At 45.3% G+C, this 15377-nt stretch carries 17 protein-coding genes; 10 read left to right on the top strand and 7 right to left on the bottom strand.

What is annotated here, in order from left to right; genetic code table 11:
• Positions 1–92: 92 nt before the first annotated feature.
• Genes FOT42_RS11455 through FOT42_RS11445 form a run of 3 tightly spaced genes read right to left on the bottom strand, consistent with a single transcriptional unit; the run spans position 93 to position 1494 of the window.
• The gene (locus tag FOT42_RS11455; RefSeq protein ID WP_151890715.1) at positions 93–683 is read right to left on the bottom strand and encodes a hypothetical protein; all 591 of its coding nucleotides are present in this window, start codon (positions 681–683) and stop codon (positions 93–95) included.
• Positions 684–724: 41 nt separating this feature from the next.
• Complete coding sequence (locus FOT42_RS11450; RefSeq protein ID WP_151890714.1) at positions 725–1000, bottom strand: hypothetical protein; 276 nt, start codon at positions 998–1000, stop codon at positions 725–727.
• A gap of 11 nt (positions 1001–1011) precedes the next feature.
• The gene (locus FOT42_RS11445; RefSeq protein ID WP_151890713.1) at positions 1012–1494 is read right to left on the bottom strand and encodes a PspC domain-containing protein; all 483 of its coding nucleotides are present in this window, start codon (positions 1492–1494) and stop codon (positions 1012–1014) included.
• A 156-nt stretch (positions 1495–1650) separates the two neighbouring features.
• Between FOT42_RS11445 and FOT42_RS11440 the strand changes: the two genes are divergently transcribed.
• Together FOT42_RS11440 and FOT42_RS11435 are read left to right on the top strand one after the other, a co-directional pair.
• Positions 1651–3456 carry a tetratricopeptide repeat-containing sensor histidine kinase gene (locus tag FOT42_RS11440; protein WP_151890712.1) on the top strand — a complete coding sequence of 602 codons (1806 nt, stop codon included), beginning with the start codon at positions 1651–1653 and terminating at the stop codon, positions 3454–3456.
• Positions 3457–3472: 16 nt separating this feature from the next.
• Positions 3473–4207: a LytR/AlgR family response regulator transcription factor gene (locus tag FOT42_RS11435; protein WP_151890711.1), complete on the top strand. Its 735-nt coding sequence runs from the start codon at positions 3473–3475 to the stop codon at positions 4205–4207.
• 58 nt (positions 4208–4265) lie between these two features.
• Here FOT42_RS11435 and FOT42_RS11430 read toward each other — a convergent pair whose 3' ends face one another.
• Together FOT42_RS11430 and FOT42_RS11425 are read right to left on the bottom strand one after the other, a co-directional pair.
• A complete protein-coding gene (locus tag FOT42_RS11430) occupies positions 4266–4667 on the bottom strand; it encodes a response regulator (RefSeq protein WP_151890710.1) in 402 nt (133 codons plus the stop codon).
• Positions 4654–5778 (bottom strand): PAS domain-containing sensor histidine kinase, encoded by a 1125-nt coding sequence (locus FOT42_RS11425; RefSeq protein WP_226789866.1) that lies wholly within the window; start codon positions 5776–5778, stop codon positions 4654–4656. Before FOT42_RS11425 ends, FOT42_RS11430 begins: the two co-directional genes overlap by 14 nt.
• Positions 5779–6170: 392 nt before the next feature.
• Between FOT42_RS11425 and FOT42_RS11420 the strand changes: the two genes are divergently transcribed.
• Complete coding sequence (locus FOT42_RS11420; RefSeq protein WP_151890809.1) at positions 6171–7013, top strand: ATP cone domain-containing protein; 843 nt, start codon at positions 6171–6173, stop codon at positions 7011–7013.
• A 7-nt stretch (positions 7014–7020) separates the two neighbouring features.
• A complete protein-coding gene (locus FOT42_RS11415) occupies positions 7021–8391 on the top strand; it encodes an MBL fold metallo-hydrolase RNA specificity domain-containing protein (protein ID WP_151890708.1) in 1371 nt (456 codons plus the stop codon).
• A gap of 7 nt (positions 8392–8398) precedes the next feature.
• Here the strand turns inward: FOT42_RS11415 and upp are convergent, their stop codons facing one another.
• Positions 8399–9052 carry a uracil phosphoribosyltransferase gene (upp, locus tag FOT42_RS11410; RefSeq protein WP_151890707.1) on the bottom strand — a complete coding sequence of 218 codons (654 nt, stop codon included), beginning with the start codon at positions 9050–9052 and terminating at the stop codon, positions 8399–8401.
• A gap of 175 nt (positions 9053–9227) precedes the next feature.
• Between upp and FOT42_RS11405 the strand changes: the two genes are divergently transcribed.
• Both FOT42_RS11405 and FOT42_RS11400 read left to right on the top strand, forming a co-directional pair.
• Entirely contained in the window at positions 9228–10139 is a 912-nt protein-coding gene (locus FOT42_RS11405) for a DnaJ C-terminal domain-containing protein (protein WP_151890706.1), read from the top strand.
• A gap of 4 nt (positions 10140–10143) precedes the next feature.
• A complete protein-coding gene (locus FOT42_RS11400) occupies positions 10144–10434 on the top strand; it encodes a chaperone modulator CbpM (RefSeq protein ID WP_192938383.1) in 291 nt (96 codons plus the stop codon).
• Positions 10435–10463: 29 nt separating this feature from the next.
• Here FOT42_RS11400 and FOT42_RS11395 read toward each other — a convergent pair whose 3' ends face one another.
• A complete protein-coding gene (locus FOT42_RS11395) occupies positions 10464–10871 on the bottom strand; it encodes a hypothetical protein (protein WP_151890704.1) in 408 nt (135 codons plus the stop codon).
• 86 nt (positions 10872–10957) lie between these two features.
• Here FOT42_RS11395 and FOT42_RS11390 point away from each other — a divergent pair, with 86 nt between their 5' ends.
• The 4 genes from FOT42_RS11390 (at position 10958) to FOT42_RS11375 (ending at position 15328) form a co-directional block, all read left to right on the top strand.
• Positions 10958–12463: a sensor histidine kinase gene (locus FOT42_RS11390; protein ID WP_151890703.1), complete on the top strand. Its 1506-nt coding sequence runs from the start codon at positions 10958–10960 to the stop codon at positions 12461–12463.
• A gap of 3 nt (positions 12464–12466) precedes the next feature.
• Positions 12467–13516, top strand: coding sequence for a response regulator (locus FOT42_RS11385; RefSeq protein ID WP_151890702.1), 1050 nt, complete (start codon positions 12467–12469; stop codon positions 13514–13516).
• An 88-nt stretch (positions 13517–13604) separates the two neighbouring features.
• Positions 13605–14441, top strand: coding sequence for a universal stress protein (locus FOT42_RS11380; RefSeq protein ID WP_151890701.1), 837 nt, complete (start codon positions 13605–13607; stop codon positions 14439–14441).
• Between the two features lie 38 nt (positions 14442–14479).
• On the top strand, positions 14480–15328 hold the full coding sequence (locus FOT42_RS11375) for a universal stress protein (RefSeq protein WP_151890700.1): 849 nt from the start codon (positions 14480–14482) through the stop codon (positions 15326–15328).
• Positions 15329–15377 lie beyond the last annotated feature (49 nt).

Below are 15377 nucleotides of genomic sequence, written 5' to 3'. Positions count from 1 at the left end.
GTTTTTTCTTTGGGTCAAATGCCGGACACAGTTATAGTTTGGTCAATGTAACCCTAGAAGTTTAGGTTTACAGCTTGCGTTGAGTGGAATATTCAATAGCGTGGCACTTTGAATATTCCTTCGGAAATGATGACCGAATCCACCAATTCCACAGTTCCGCCACTGACATCGTACCATTTTAAAGTGCCAGAGAATGATCCACTGACATGGGAATCCGTGATTTCCGTGAATTTCACGGTCGCCAAATCATAAAGTTGTGTGGCTGTGGTGTTCAACACGGCGATGTAAATGTTCCCTTCCGCATCAAAGTAGCTCATGTTAAAAGCAGAATCCGGTGTTCTGTCGCCCTGGCCTTGGATATTGGTGTAGGATGTTCCTGCCACAATATTCTCCATATCCCCGATAAGAATGGAGAACCTATTGGTCAGTCCCGTTTCAAAAATAGTGTCTATCCCCCCAATGTTCATTGCATGCACGCCAGATTGCTCATCATGGTCGATGATTCCCGTGAGATTGATTTGGGTATCCGGTTTGAAAACATAATCAACCTGGTTTCCATCAACTTTGAAACGGAAATAATAATCACTGTCAGTTTCGTCAGTCCCGTTGTCACTTTTTGAACAACTGAAAAGGAACAAACTTGCAATCAGAAAGATGGAAAGATACTTGTATGGATTTTTCATTGGATATTATTTGTGCGGAACCCATTATAGGGTTGGATATTTTAGCGGGTATTCAGTTTGCAGTTTTCTTTGTACTCTTTATCCACCAGTTGTCTGAATTTTGCAATCTCGTTCGATTCCCTGTACTTGCCTTCCAATTCGTCCATCGCTTCTTCCCTTGCGGTGTCAATGGCGCCAAGTCCACCTTTAAGGGCATCTTGCATGGTCTCGCATTGTAGTTCGGCAAACTTTTTGGCATCACTTTCCATGGAACTTCCACAGGAAAACATAAGGAATGCAAACGATACGGTCATCAAAAGGAATGATCTAGATCTCATAAGGTTGTGTTTTAGTTGTGTAGTTTGTTGTTTTTTTCATTTTTGTCCATAAAGTATCCGATGGCTCCGCCCACCAAGGCAAATACAACGATGCTCACCAGCACGTTGAAGACAATGTCCCAGCCATTGCCCACATATTTGTCGTATTCATCCACTATGGTCGTGAAATTCTTTAGGTAGCTGAACATCCCAGTGTTCCCATAAAGGCTTCCATAGTTTTGGACCATGTCCGACTGGAAGTAATAACTCAACGGAATGCCCAACAGGGCCCCGAGCAGCCCGAAGGTCACCATTCTGCCTTTCTTTTGATTGAAAGCAAGATAGGACCCCAAATAGACGATGATCCCTAAAGGGATAAAAATCAGGGTCAACACGATCAGGGCCACCCTGACCCCGATTGGGGGTAATTTGAATTTCTGTGCGATGGTGCTGCAAACGCCCAAAAGTGATTTTTCGGAGCGGGTGAAAAAGTGGATGACGGTTTCCTTGTCCATGTTGTGAGGTTTGGTTCTTTATATTCCAAAACTAGGGGAACCGCCACACCCACAAAACCCCTAATGATCCTGTGGTCGGGTATTTTTATTTTGTGCAGGGGAGCGTTTATTTTTTGCTAAAATGTGTACTTTCATCATTCCTTGACTTTACGCTAAATGGATGCTTTTGTAAAACGCATATTGTGCTTGCTCGCCTTTGTTGCCTTTGTTCTGCCCATATCTGCACAACAGTTCCAGAAAGAGTTGGATTCCCTTTCCCGATTGATGGAGAATCGGTCGTTAACTGATACCGCCACCATTGACCTTAGGAACCACTACACCAAACAGGCCCTTTTCGCAAATCCTGCGGACACTACATTATTGGACTTTGCTGAAAAAACCCTTGAAATTTCAACGAAAATGGGGTATGGAAAGGGAACCATGCTTGCCTATGAACGCTTGGCCCTCATCCATCAATATTCCTTTTCCAACCCATATAAGGCCCAGGAATACTATCATAAGGCCCTTGCCTTGATGGAGAAGGACAAAAGGCTGAAACCCTACGGATGGAGCATCTACGGGGGAATTGGCACCCTCTACTACGAGCAGGAAGAATATGGGAAGGCACTGGACTTTTTCAAACAGGTGTTGAAACACGACAAGAACCTTGAGCTGACCGCCACGGCCAACATGGCCAATATTTATGGTTCAATCAACCAATTGGACTCCGCAATCTATTATTACAACAAGGCCCTTGACATGGAACAGGTGAAGGACAACCCTACTTACAGGGCCAATCTTCACAGCAACCTTTCCCTGATCTATGGACAGGACGGCCAAGTGGATTCTGCATTGGTCTCCGCAGAGAAAAGTATTGCGCTGATTGAACAATATGGAATCGAATTTGTGCGGCCCACCGCCTATGCCAATGCTTCCATGGCCTATATGGGCAACAACGACTATGAAATGGCCGAAAAATATGCAAAGTTGTCGTTGGAACTGAGCGATGCGCAGGGAAATCTGTTTTTACAAAAATCGGCATGGGGAACCTTGGCCGATGTGTATGCGGCAAAGGGCAATTTTTCAGAAGCTTTGGACGCCTACAAAAAATTTTCCACGTTGAAGGACAGTCTCAATGGGCAGAACAGAAGGGTGGAGATCAACCGAAAGCAATTGGAATTTGATTTTGAAAAGGAACGGACCGTCACCAAGGCAGAGATCGAACGACAGACCACCATAAAAAGGGCGACCCTTTTGGGCGGTGGAGGCCTGCTTCTGGCATCGGTCTTTGGTTTTATGCTGTACAAACGCCGAAGGGATGATCTTGAGCAGAAAAGGGAAGCGGAGTTTAGGGCATTGGTCTCCGATACTGAGCTCAAGGCACTCAGGGCCCAGATGAACCCCCATTTTATCTTCAACTCCCTGAATTCCATTGGGGATTATATTTTAAAGAACGACACCGAAACGGCAATGGAATACCTCACCAAGTTCGCCAAATTGATGCGAATGGTGCTCGAAAATTCAGAATTCAAAGAAATCCCGTTGTCCGAAGATTTGAAATTTCTTGATCTCTATCTTCAAGTGGAGAGCAAAAGACAACCAGGTAAGTTTTCCTATGAAATCATAGTGGAAGAAGACTTGGATACGGAAAATATTGCAGTACCCCCCATGATGCTACAACCATTCATCGAGAACAGCATTTGGCATGGATTTGCCCAAAAAGCCGATAGGGGACACATTTCCATTGGCATTGCCAAACAAGGAAACATGCTTTTGTGCACGGTGGATGATGATGGACAGGGTAGGCAGACGGAAGACAGTGTTTTGGCAACAAAAAAATCGTTTGGGGTGGCCATTACCGAAAGCCGATTGGAAATCCTGAACGCACAGAAGAACACCCAAGGCAAATTGGACATTTTGGACAAAGGACGTGACAAGGGCACCCGTGTGGAGGTGAGCCTACCTTTGGAGACCATTTTTTAAACAGACAGAGAATAAGATGACCGTAGCCATAATCGATGACGAACAGCACTGCATAGACCGTTTGATGCACTTGCTCGAACCGCATTCGGACCATGTGGAAATCGTCAGTTACAATACAATGGATGCGGCCCAAAAAGGAGTGGATTACCTACGTCCCGATGTTGTTTTTTTGGATGTACAGCTCCATGACAGAACCGGTTTTGATTTTCTTTCATCGGTGACCTATCGCGATTTTAGCCTCATCTTCACCACAGCTTATGAAAAGTACGCCATCGAGGCCTTCAAATTTTCGGCCATCGCCTATCTGCTAAAACCTGTGGACCGGGACGATTTTGAATTCGCCTTCCAAAAAGCACTGGACAAAACGGAACAGGCCCAACTGAATGATAGGATCAACGTGCTACTGTCCAATCTTTCAAAGGGGGATAGCCCAAAAAGGATTTCAGTTCCCCACAAAGAGGGGTATATTTTTATCACGGTCACCGATATTGTCAGGTGTCAGGCCGATGTGAACTATACCCATATCTTTACTTCGGACGGGAAAAAATACACGGCCTCAAAGACCTTGAAGCATTTTGAACAGCTGCTGGACGGGCATCAATTTTTTAGGACACACAATTCGCACCTCATCAATCTGGGTTTTGTGGCCTCCTACCATAAAAATGGGTATGCCATTCTTTTTGATGGTACCAAGATCGAGGTTTCCACACGGAGAAGGGACGCTTTTGTGAAAGCATGTGGCCAACACTGATTTATTTATTTTCTACCCATAACAAGTTGGGGCAAACCTAAATGGTAAGGGCAAACTATCAAGAAAGACTGCTCAACAGCGAGATCAGTTTTTGCTTGGTAATCGGTTTCACGATATAGTCGGATACCTCACTGATGTTCTTGGCCCTTTCCACATCAGAAGGATCTACTGATGAAGAGACTACATAGATATGGACTCTTTTCCCTAATCGAGGTTTTAGCAAAATGTAGTTTTCAAGAAACTGCCACCCATCCATGATGGGCATGGTCAAATCCAAAAGTATCACATCAGGTATCAGGTTGGGGTCGCCAATGGAGGATTCCAAGAAATTGATGGCTTCCCTTCCGTTGGAGAAAATCCTTATGGATTTTACGAGATTGATGGAAGAAAGAGTACGTTGGACAATAAATTGGTAGGTGTCATCATCGTCAACAAGGAAGAGCGTATCAATTTCTTTCATAAGATTCATTTTTATGGAACTGCACAAAGAAAGTGCTCCCTTTTTCAAGCTCACTTTCTGCATATATGCTACCTCCCATGGTCTCTATCTGCGTTTTGGTGATAAAAAGGCCAAATCCTTTGGCATCGTGGTTGTCATGGAATGTTTTTCGCAACCCAAATAATTTCTTTTCATTGGCCGCCATGTCTATTCCTATGCCATTGTCCTTGACCTTCATGTGTACTTCCCCGTTCTTTAGGTAGCTTTCCAACTCCACTTTCAAATTTCTCTTCGGGGAGCGGTACCGGATGGCATTGCTCAGCAGATTGTGCATAATGCTCATCAAGTATTTTTTCGGATAATGGATTTCCGGTGCTTTGTCAAAATTGCCTTCAATGGTAATATCTGGATATATGACATCAACATTTAGACTTTCCATGGTTTTTTGAAAACATTCATCGAACCGCAATTTTTCCTTTTTGATATCTACGTCCTGCCTGATCTGCAGGGACTCCACCAGTTCATTGAAGGTTTCGTTCAGGATATGGACCGGTTTGGCCAATTTATCGATGAGGGTCCTTTGATCTTCAAGTGAATCGCTTTCCTTTATCATCGAGGTGAGCAAAAGCAGGTTGGAAAGAGGGGCCCTTAGGTTATGGGAGACAATGAAACAAAAATCTTCCAACTGCTTGGTCCTCTGTTTCAGCTCCAGTTCTTGGTTTTTCTGCTTGGTGATGTCAAACCGAATGGACACATATTGGTAGGGCTTTCCGTTTGCACCAAGGTAGGGAACAATGGTGGTATAGACCCAATAGTGGGAACCGTCCTTTGCACGGTTCCTTATTTCTCCGCTCCAAACTTTTCCTTGGGCGATCGTACGCCAAAGATTTGTAAAAAAATCCTTGCCATGATAACCAGAGTTGATGATCCGATGGTTTTGTCCCACCAGCTCTTCCCTCGCATATTGGGAGATTTCACAAAACTTGTCGTTTACATAGGTGATATCTCCTTTGGTGTCCGTAAAAGCTACAATGGCAGATTGGTCCAGGGCAATTTTTTGTTGTTCCAGGTCGTTGAAGACACCCTCTAGATACTTGAACAGACTGAGTTTGTCGGATTCTTTGCTTAACATGGGCAAAGGCATTGATTAGGTTGATGCAAAGGGGGGGAACATTCTACCATTACAATGATATGAAATTATACAATCAATTCCTACACGCCTTGGCTCCATTTTAATACCGCATTTGACAACGGAACCATCTAGGCTTCATGGATGGACCCAAATTGAGCACCATCAAATTTCAGTTGAAAAGGAACTGTGGAGTATCTGGAAAATTTTAGAAGCCCAAGAACACAAGGAACTTTCCGGGATTTTTTTTACGTGCAAGGTCATATCCAATATGTACATTTTCAACATAACATAGAAAGGATGGGGAAATGCCCTGGTGGCTAATATATCCCATATCAAAAAATATATGCGCGTTGAGAAATCAGACATCTGGAAATGATGTTTACCTTAGTGTCATGACCAAACAGATACCTGACATCACAAAATCCTCTGGGGAAAGGGCACAGTTTTCGTTGGATAAATTACAGCGATCCTTGAAACATAGCGGAGCCAGTGACGACCTGATCGAGGAAATCATCCATCGTGTGGAGGAAGAATTGTATCCAGGGATCTCCACTAGGGAAATCCACAACAGGGCCTATGCACTTTTGAAGAAAAAAAAGTCACTCTTCGCCTCAAAATACAAGCTGAAAAAGGCCATTTATGAACTGGGACCGACCGGTTTCCCTTTTGAACGCTTTATCAGTGGCATCCTGCACTATTCCGGTTACGAGACCAAGGTGGGCGAGGTGCTTCAGGGAACCTGCGTTTCCCATGAAATAGACGTGTTGGCCATCAAAAATGGCACCCTCAACATTATCGAATGCAAGTTCCATGGAGAAGATGGGCTCAATTGCAATGTGAAAGTACCCCTCTATATCCATTCCAGGTACAATGATGTGAAAGTGCCCTTGGAATCCAAAAAGGACAAGACCTACAGGGAAACATTGGGTTGGGTGGTCACGAACACCCGATTTACCGTGGATGCCCTCCAATACGGAAAATGTGCTGGACTATATCTGTTGAGTTGGGACCATCCCAATGGAAATAGCATAAAGGATAGGATAGATCGATTGGGGCTTTATCCCATAACCGTTTCCACATTATTGTCCGAAAAGGAAAAACATTTTCTGCTGAACAGGGATGTGGTGTTGTGCAAACAGCTGGTCCAAGAGCATTTCTTTTTGGATCATTTAGGAGTTTCCAATGGCAGGAAGACCAGGATATTGGCGGAGATGGAATCCCTTTGTAAAATATAGACAGGACATGGAAAAACTTCAAGTTCAATTTTTGGGAGGGTCGGGAACGGTAACGGGTTCCAAATTCTATCTGAATTCAGAAGAGATAAAGATTTTGGTGGATTGCGGTGTTTTTCAGGGAACAAAGGAACTCAGAAAACAAAATTGGGAACCGTTGCCCATTCAAGTGGATGAGGTGGACTTTGTATTATTGACACATGGTCACCTGGATCACTGTGGATACCTTCCCCTTTTGGTGAAACAAGGGTTCAAGGGAAACATTCTAGGAACGGCACCTACCTTGGAAATAGCCAAGATCATTCTGGAGGACAGTGCCAAGATCCACGAAGAGGAAGCCGAACGGGCCAACGCCGAAGGATATAGCAAACACGATCCTGCGCTCCCGCTCTATACACAAGATGATGTGGTGCGTACCTTGAAGTTTTTCAAAAGTATCGAAGAGGGAGAAACCGTTATGCTTTCACCTAATTGTACAGCTTGTTTCAAATACAATGGACACATCATTGGATCAACCTATATCGAAATGATCTTTCATGGCAAGGTGTTGGTCTTTTCAGGCGATGTGGGCAGGGAAGAGGACCATTTGCTCCATCCCCCAAAACGACCACAATGGGCCGATTATCTTTTTGTGGAGAGCACGTATGGGGACAAAGACCATCCGGACGAAGATGTGGAAGGCATCATTCAGGATCTAGTGGATCAGACTATACGGGAGCGGGGCACCCTGATCATTCCTTCTTTTGCCGTAGAGCGTTTGCAATCCTTGATGTATTTGCTCTGGAAGCTCTATGATAAAAACAAGATTCCCAACATTCCCATTTTTGTGGACAGCCCCATGGGAATCAATGTCCTTGAGGTTTTTGAACGTCACCCCGATTGGCACAAGCTCGACCCACGTGAATACAAAAACATGTGCAACCATGTCACTTTGGTGAGTTCCTATCGGGAGACCTGGGAAACCATTGACGACCCCCGACCCAAAATCGTCATTGCAGGCAGTGGAATGGTGACCGGTGGCAGGGTGCTTACCTACATCAAGCAACTGGCGGAAAAGAAATCCACCACCATACTGCTCGTGGGTTTTCAGGCCGAGGAGACCCGGGGAAGAAAATTGTTGGAAGGGGCCACGGAGTTGAAGATGTACGGCAAATACATCCCCATAAGGGCAAAAGTAGCCCACTTGGAAAGCCTCTCCGCACATGCGGGCCAATCCGAATTGCTTTCTTGGATGGAGGACATCAAAAATGTTCCCGAAAAGGTGTTCTTGGTCCATGGAGAAAAGGAAACCATGGCAATTTACAAGGACAAGATCCACGAAAAGTACCGCTGGAACTGCCACATCCCGGATCTCTACGAAACCGTGGAAATCCCGATTTGATTTGAGGTCATAATTTCACTCCATAGCTCAGGTCACCGGCATCGCCAAGACCGGGCAAAATATACCCTCTGCTCGAAAGCTTTTCATCCACGGCGGCAATCCACAGTTGGGTATCCTTGGGAAATACCTTTTCCACTTTGGCCACGCCTGTTAGTGAACCGATCACGGAGATGATATGGATCTGTTTTGGGGTTCCATGGTCCTTCAAAACATTCAACACATTTTCCAAGGTTTTGCCCGTGGCGAGCATGGGATCGGTAAGGATCAGAACCTTACCTTCCAAGGAAGGGGAGGCAAAATAGTTCACGACCACCTCAAAATCGTCATCATTGTTGGGATGGTGCCGATATGCCGATATGAAAGCGTTCTCCGCAGCATCAAAATAATTCAAAATGCCATGGTGCAACGGTAACCCTGCCCTGAGCACGGAACAGATGACCAAACGATCGGTGCGGCGAAATGTTTTTTTGGTGCCCAAAGGAGTGGTCACCTCGGTTTCTTCGTAATCCAGTGTCTGGCTGACCTCATAGGCCATGATCTCACCAATGCGTTCAATGTTCCTTCGGAAACGCATGGCATCTTTCTGGATGGCCACATCACGCAGTTCGGAAATGAAGGTGTTGAGTATCGAGTTCCTTTGGTCAAATTGGTGGGTTATCATTGGATGATGGTTTTGTCTCTTAAAAATAGACAGAAAGTTACAAGGTACAGCTTTTTGTGGTGACCGATTCTGACATTCATCATTGTGTACCTTAGCTAACTTTTACTTATTTTGAAGAAAAATGATGAAGGACTTGCGAAAGAAAACAGTTAACCGTTGATCACTGGATTTACCCATGGAGTATATAGATTATTATAAAGTATTGGGCGTGGACAAGGGGGCAACCGCCGAAGAAATCAAGAAACAGTACAGAAAGCTGGCCAGAAAGTACCACCCCGACCTTAACCCCAACGATCAAGAAGCCGAGCTGAACTTCAAAAGGATAAATGAGGCCCACGAAGTGTTGTCCGACCCCGAGAAGCGGAAGAAGTATGACGAATATGGGAAGGATTGGCAGCACGCTGAGGAGTTTGAAAAGGCCAAACGCTCCCGGGCGCAAAGCGGACAGGGGGGATATTCGGGCTACACCTATTCAGGAAGTGGCGGCTCTGCGGAGGACTTTTCAGATTTTTTTGAGTCCATGTTCGGGGGCAGCGGTTCAGGTTTTGGGTCCCATAGGCAAAAAGTCCGTTTTCGGGGGCAGGACTACCAGACCCAACTGCAATTATCGCTGATGGATGTGTACACCGCCCAAAAGCAGACCCTGACCGTGAACGGAAAAAACATCCGCCTTTCCATACCTGGAGGGGTGGAGGATGGGCAGACCATCAAGATAAAGGGACACGGTGGGCCGGGAATCGAGGGCGGCCCTTCGGGAGATCTCTATATCACCTTTTCCATTGTCAACAATACCGAGTTTAAAAGGGATGGTGCCGATTTGTTCAAAACAGTGCAAGTCCCACTCGTAAAAGCCGTGCTGGGCGGTGAGATCGTTGTGGAGACCCTCACAGGAAAGGTAAAATTGAAGATTGCCCCAGGAACGGACAATGGAACCAAGGTCAAGCTCAAGGGAAAGGGATTCCCAAAATATAAGAAAGAAGGGCAGTTCGGAGATCTCATATTGACCTACTCGGTTGCCATCCCCAAAAAATTGACCCATGAGCAGCGATCACTTTTTGAAGCATTGGAAAAGACCAAATTGGAATAGGAACATGGAAAAAAAGAACCACATTTCATTGAGAACCTTTTGTGAACGGCATGGTGTGCAGGAGTCCTTTGTATATTCCATGTACGAATTTGAACTGGTCCAAATGGACCAAGGCCAAGGTGAAGCCTTGTTGTCCATGGAAGAACTTCCGCTTTTGGAAAAAATGGTCCGCCTGCACCGTGAACTGGACATCAACCCAGAGGGCATACAGGCCATCCACCATCTTTTGCAGCAGGTCGAGGACCTTCAAAAAGAAGTGATGTCGTTGCGAAGGAAACTGGACAGGTTGGAATAATAGGCACGAGACCTTGGAAATCCCTTTTGTCAGTTCTTGAACAAAAGTTCAAGACGTCCCAAGAGCACCAATTCCGCCTTATTGCTTCCAGCAAAGGCAGAGGCTATGGCCCTTGAAGTGGACATGGTCAAGCTTTTCACCTCGGGAGTGAAGAGTACCTTATGGTCGGTGTAGAATTCCTCAAACTCTTCATAGATTTCCTCCCCGTCTTTCGCATATTCCAGGAGCCAATCAAAAACAGTGCTGATCTGGTGCGCGGAATCTGTTCCAAATTCGTCCTCAATGTCGTCCACATCCAGCCAATGGTCGCGTATCACCTCATTCAGTTTTTCCAGCTCTTTCATATGGACACTATGGTCTGCCATGGCTACGGCATAGAACAGTTTCCCTAAGTTTTGGTAAAATTCATTGCCCAATTTTTTTTTGGAATCCGACATTTTCTTAAATTTTAATGCTTTTGTTGGTAAATATAATCATGGAAAATGGATTGCTCCATGATCAAAGTCAGTATTTTTAACGCATCATGGTAGAACTTTTGGAAGAAGGCATTGTATTGGAAATGCTGTCGGAGGTAGTCTCTGAGGGAATCATTATTGTCAATGATGCGCACAATATCCTGTCCAGCAATGCCACTGCCAATAAGATGTTCGGCTATGAAAAGGACGAACTGAACGGAAAACCATTGGAGATACTGATCCCCAAAAATGTAAGGCAAGGGCACCATAAGGACGTAGGCGAATTTGTGAAAAGCGGGAAGGCAAGACGAATGGGCCCCGGTTTGGATTTGGTGGGACTGCGAAAGGACGGGGACGAGTTTCCTTTGGAAATAAGCCTTAATCCGTTCAATTTGATGGGAAAAAGGTATGTCATGGCCTTGATCGTGGACATTACCGAAAGAAAAAGGGCACAGCAGACCATTGATTACTGGTTTAAGATTTTTGAAGAATCCCTCAATGAGATTTATGTTTTTGATGCCGAAACCTATGTGTTCATCAATGTGAACCGGGGCGCACAGCTCAACTTGGGATATAGCCACGACGAATTGTGCCAAATGTCGGTCTTGGACATCAAGACCCAAATGACCAAAGCACATTTTGAAAAAATGTTGTCCCCACTTTTGAACAAGAAAAAGGAAAAGGTCATCTTCGAGGCGGAACACCAACGCAAGGACGGCTCCGCGTATCCAGTGGAGGTACACCTGCAATTGTCGTCCATTGGAAAAAGACAGGTCTTCGTGGCCATTGTATTGGACATCACGGAAAGAAAGAACTACACCCACGAGTTGGAGAACAAAGTGGAGGAACGAACGGAACAGCTACGGGAAGCGTTGAAGGCTGAAAAAAAACTCAATGAGCTGAAAACCAAATTCCTGTCTTTGGTTTCCCATGAGTTCAAGACACCGCTCACCAGTATTCTGACCTCTACATCGCTCTTGTCCAAATACACGGAAACCGAGCAGCAGCAAAAAAGGGACAAGCATATTGGGACCATCAAGGCCAAAGTAAAATACCTGGACAATATCCTTACCGATTTCCTTTCCATTGAACGTTTGGACTCCGGAAAGGTGAACTATACCATGACCAATTTTCCCTTGAGCAAATTGGTGAACGAGGTGATCTATGACTCCAATATGCTGCTGAAAGAGGGACAGCGCATCCGCTATCCGGAGAACATAGACGGGATCAATGTGGACTTTGATGAGAAGATCATGACCTTGGCACTTTCCAATTTGGTGCACAATGCCATCAAATATTCCCCGGAAAGGACAGAAATAGAATTACGGGTGTCGAATGGGGAAGATTGGCTGCACATCGATATAGTGGACAAAGGTTTTGGGATTCCGCCGGAGGACCAGCCTTTTGTTTTTGACAGGTATTTCAGGGCCAGCAACGTTTTGACGATACAGGGAACGGGAATAGGGCTGAACATTGTTCAGCAGCACATACACAACCTTGGGGCCAACCTCACTTTTACCAGCAAACAGGGGGAAGGGTCCATATTTACATTGCACATACCCATAAAGGCATAGAAAATGACAAAGATATTACTGGTTGAGGACGATACCTCACTGCGAGAAAATGTGGAAGAGCTATTGGAACTGTCCGGTTTTGAAGTTTTTACGGCTTCCAATGGAAAAATAGCGGTGGAGATGGCCCGAAGGGAACTCCCGGACGTAGTGCTATGCGACATCATGATGCCCGAAATGGATGGATATGAGGTTCTTGAGCATCTCTCATCGGACGAATCCACCAAACATATTCCCTTCATCTTTGTGTCGGCCAAGACCGAGCGGCACGAGATCAGAAAGGGCATGAACCTTGGAGCGGACGATTATCTCACCAAACCTTTTGAGGAAGATGAACTCTTGGGCGCCATCCAGACCAGATTGGAAAAGGCAAAGCAGTACGGGGATGCACTCAAGGGGTTTCCCGGCCAAAAAAAAAAGGAAAATGACATCAGGTCGCTGAACGAACTGAAGAATTTTTTTGATGATAATGGACAATCGTTCTCCTATAAAAAGGACGAGACCATATATACGATTGGAGACCATTCCAATATGGTTTACCTTATTCTGGGAGGTGTGGTCAAATGCTGTGGCCTGGATGAAGACGGCAAGGAACTGATCACCTCCATCCATTGTGAGGACGATTTTTTAGGGTTCACTTCCCTGACCGAGAACCTTCCGCACCAAGACTATGCAGTGGCCATGGAAGATGTGGAGCTGGCAGGAATCTCAAAGGAAAGGGTCAAGGTCATTTTGGAAGACAATAAGAACATTTCCTTGGAGCTGATGGATGTCATTGCCGATAATTTGGCCAACATCAAAAGGCAATTGCTGCAAATGGCCTATAGCTCCGTACGTAAGAAGACCGCCCAGACCCTGTTGATGTACTCCAACACGATGAACAGGGGAAAGGAAGCACCCCTTAAAGTGACCCGTAGCGATTTGGCAGGCGTGGCGGGGATTGCCACGGAAAGCCTTATCAGGACCTTGTCCGACTTCAGGAACGAGGGGCTGATAACCATAGAGAACAGGAATATCAAAGTGTTGGACAAGAAGGCCCTGGAACACGTTCATTAGACACTTTTTGGCCATAATCAGCCCAGATGATATTTATCATTCCGTATCACCAATGGAATGTTAATCTTGCCCCATCATTTTATGGCAGATGAAGAATATCCTGGTCCCGACTGATTTTTCGGAAAACTCCAAGACCGCCCTAAAGTATGCACAAATGCTGTTTGGGGCATTGGAGTGCAATTTCTATTTGTTGTATGTTGGAACTCTTTTGGACGTCAAAGCCGATACCGATGCCTTGGCGGACATAGGTGATGGTCCTACGGGAAGTACCAAACAACAATTGCAGGACTTGTTGGATGACAGCAAAAAAAACAGTGCCTATGCTGGCCATTCTTTTTATGCCCTGCACGAATACGGCTTTTTTGTACCCACCATCAAAAAACATTTGGAGGAAAAACAGATAGACCTTATCGTAATGGGTACCAAAGGAGTATCAGGTCTCAGGGAAAAGGTAGTGGGGAGCAATGCAGGGGACGTGATCGTTAAGGTGCAGTGCAATACATTGGTGGTCCCTAACCAGGTCGAATATATCAAGCCCATGGAAATTGCTTTTCCAACAGATTTTAATATCTTTTACTCCCATGGCATATTGAGGTCCATGACCGAGATGATGCACTTGGGAAAGGGCAATTTTCGGATCATGAATGCCAAAAGGGAAGGAGTGGTCATGAATCCGGAGCAGCAAAACAACAAGGAATTTCTGTTGGATTATATGGAAGAAACCTTTCCGGACAGATACAGTTTCCATTCCTTGACGAACAAAAGCGCAAAGCTGGCCATCCAATGTTTTGTGGAGAGCCGGGACATAGACATGATGGTCATGGTGGCCAAGAACTTGAACTTCATCCAACAGATTCTTTTTGACTCCCTGACGGAGAAGATCAGTTTCCACACCAAGATACCATTCTTTGTCATCCATGAGTAAAACCCTGTACAACAAGGGCCATTTAAAAGGAAGATCTTATGACGAAAATACTGGTGCCCACCGATTTTTCCCCGAATGCATTCCATGCAATCGAGTATGCCCTCCGTCTGTGTGAAAATGCAACCTGTGAGTTCTATTTGCTACATGTATACTCACCTCCCATATATCGAATAGACTATGCGCTGGGTAGCCCAGGCCAGATAGGGCTGCCAGACGAGCATAAATACATTGCGGAATCTTCACTGGAAAAACTCCTAGAGCAGATCAAGGAAAAGTTCGAAAACCACAGACATACTTTTGTCCTCCACGCCTCTCTCAACACATTGGTGGATGAAATAAAGAATATCGTCCAAAGGGAAAACATCGATTTTGTTGTTATGGGCACCCAGGGTGCCACCGGGGCAAAGGAAATCCTATTGGGTTCCAACACGGTGCAGGCAATGGAAAATATGGAAGTGCCCGTTTTGGCCATACCGTCCAACTTTGGATTTGAACTGCCCAGACATCTTTTGTTCCCTACAGATTTTGAAGTGGATTATGGACGGGCCCCTCTGGATTTTTTATTCTGGATTGCCAAGCTATGGCATTCCAAGATACATATACTCCATGTATCATCACCTGGTGGGTTGACCCTCGAACAGGAAAACAACAAGGCCAAATTGGAAGGGTTGATGTTGGAGCACAACCATGATAGCCACGACCTTCCTGACCAAGAGCTTATCCAGGCCATCAATTCGTTTCAGGAAAGGACGCCCATCGACATGTTGTCCATGATCAATAACAGGCACTCGTTCTTTGAACGTCTTTTTATGGAACCCGTGATAAAGAACATTGGGTTGCACAGCAAGGTCCCTTTTTTGGTGCTTCCGTATGGTGTTGAGGCCTGATTTTATGTTCTTGTGCATATGAAGCTGACCAAAATCATGGTACAGTATT

Origin of the sequence: Flagellimonas hadalis, assembly GCF_007785775.2 — a bacterium.
GTDB lineage: Bacteria > Bacteroidota > Bacteroidia > Flavobacteriales > Flavobacteriaceae > Flagellimonas > Flagellimonas hadalis.
Note: the sequence above shows the minus strand (reverse complement) of the source record. Positions and strands in the feature narration are given on the sequence as shown.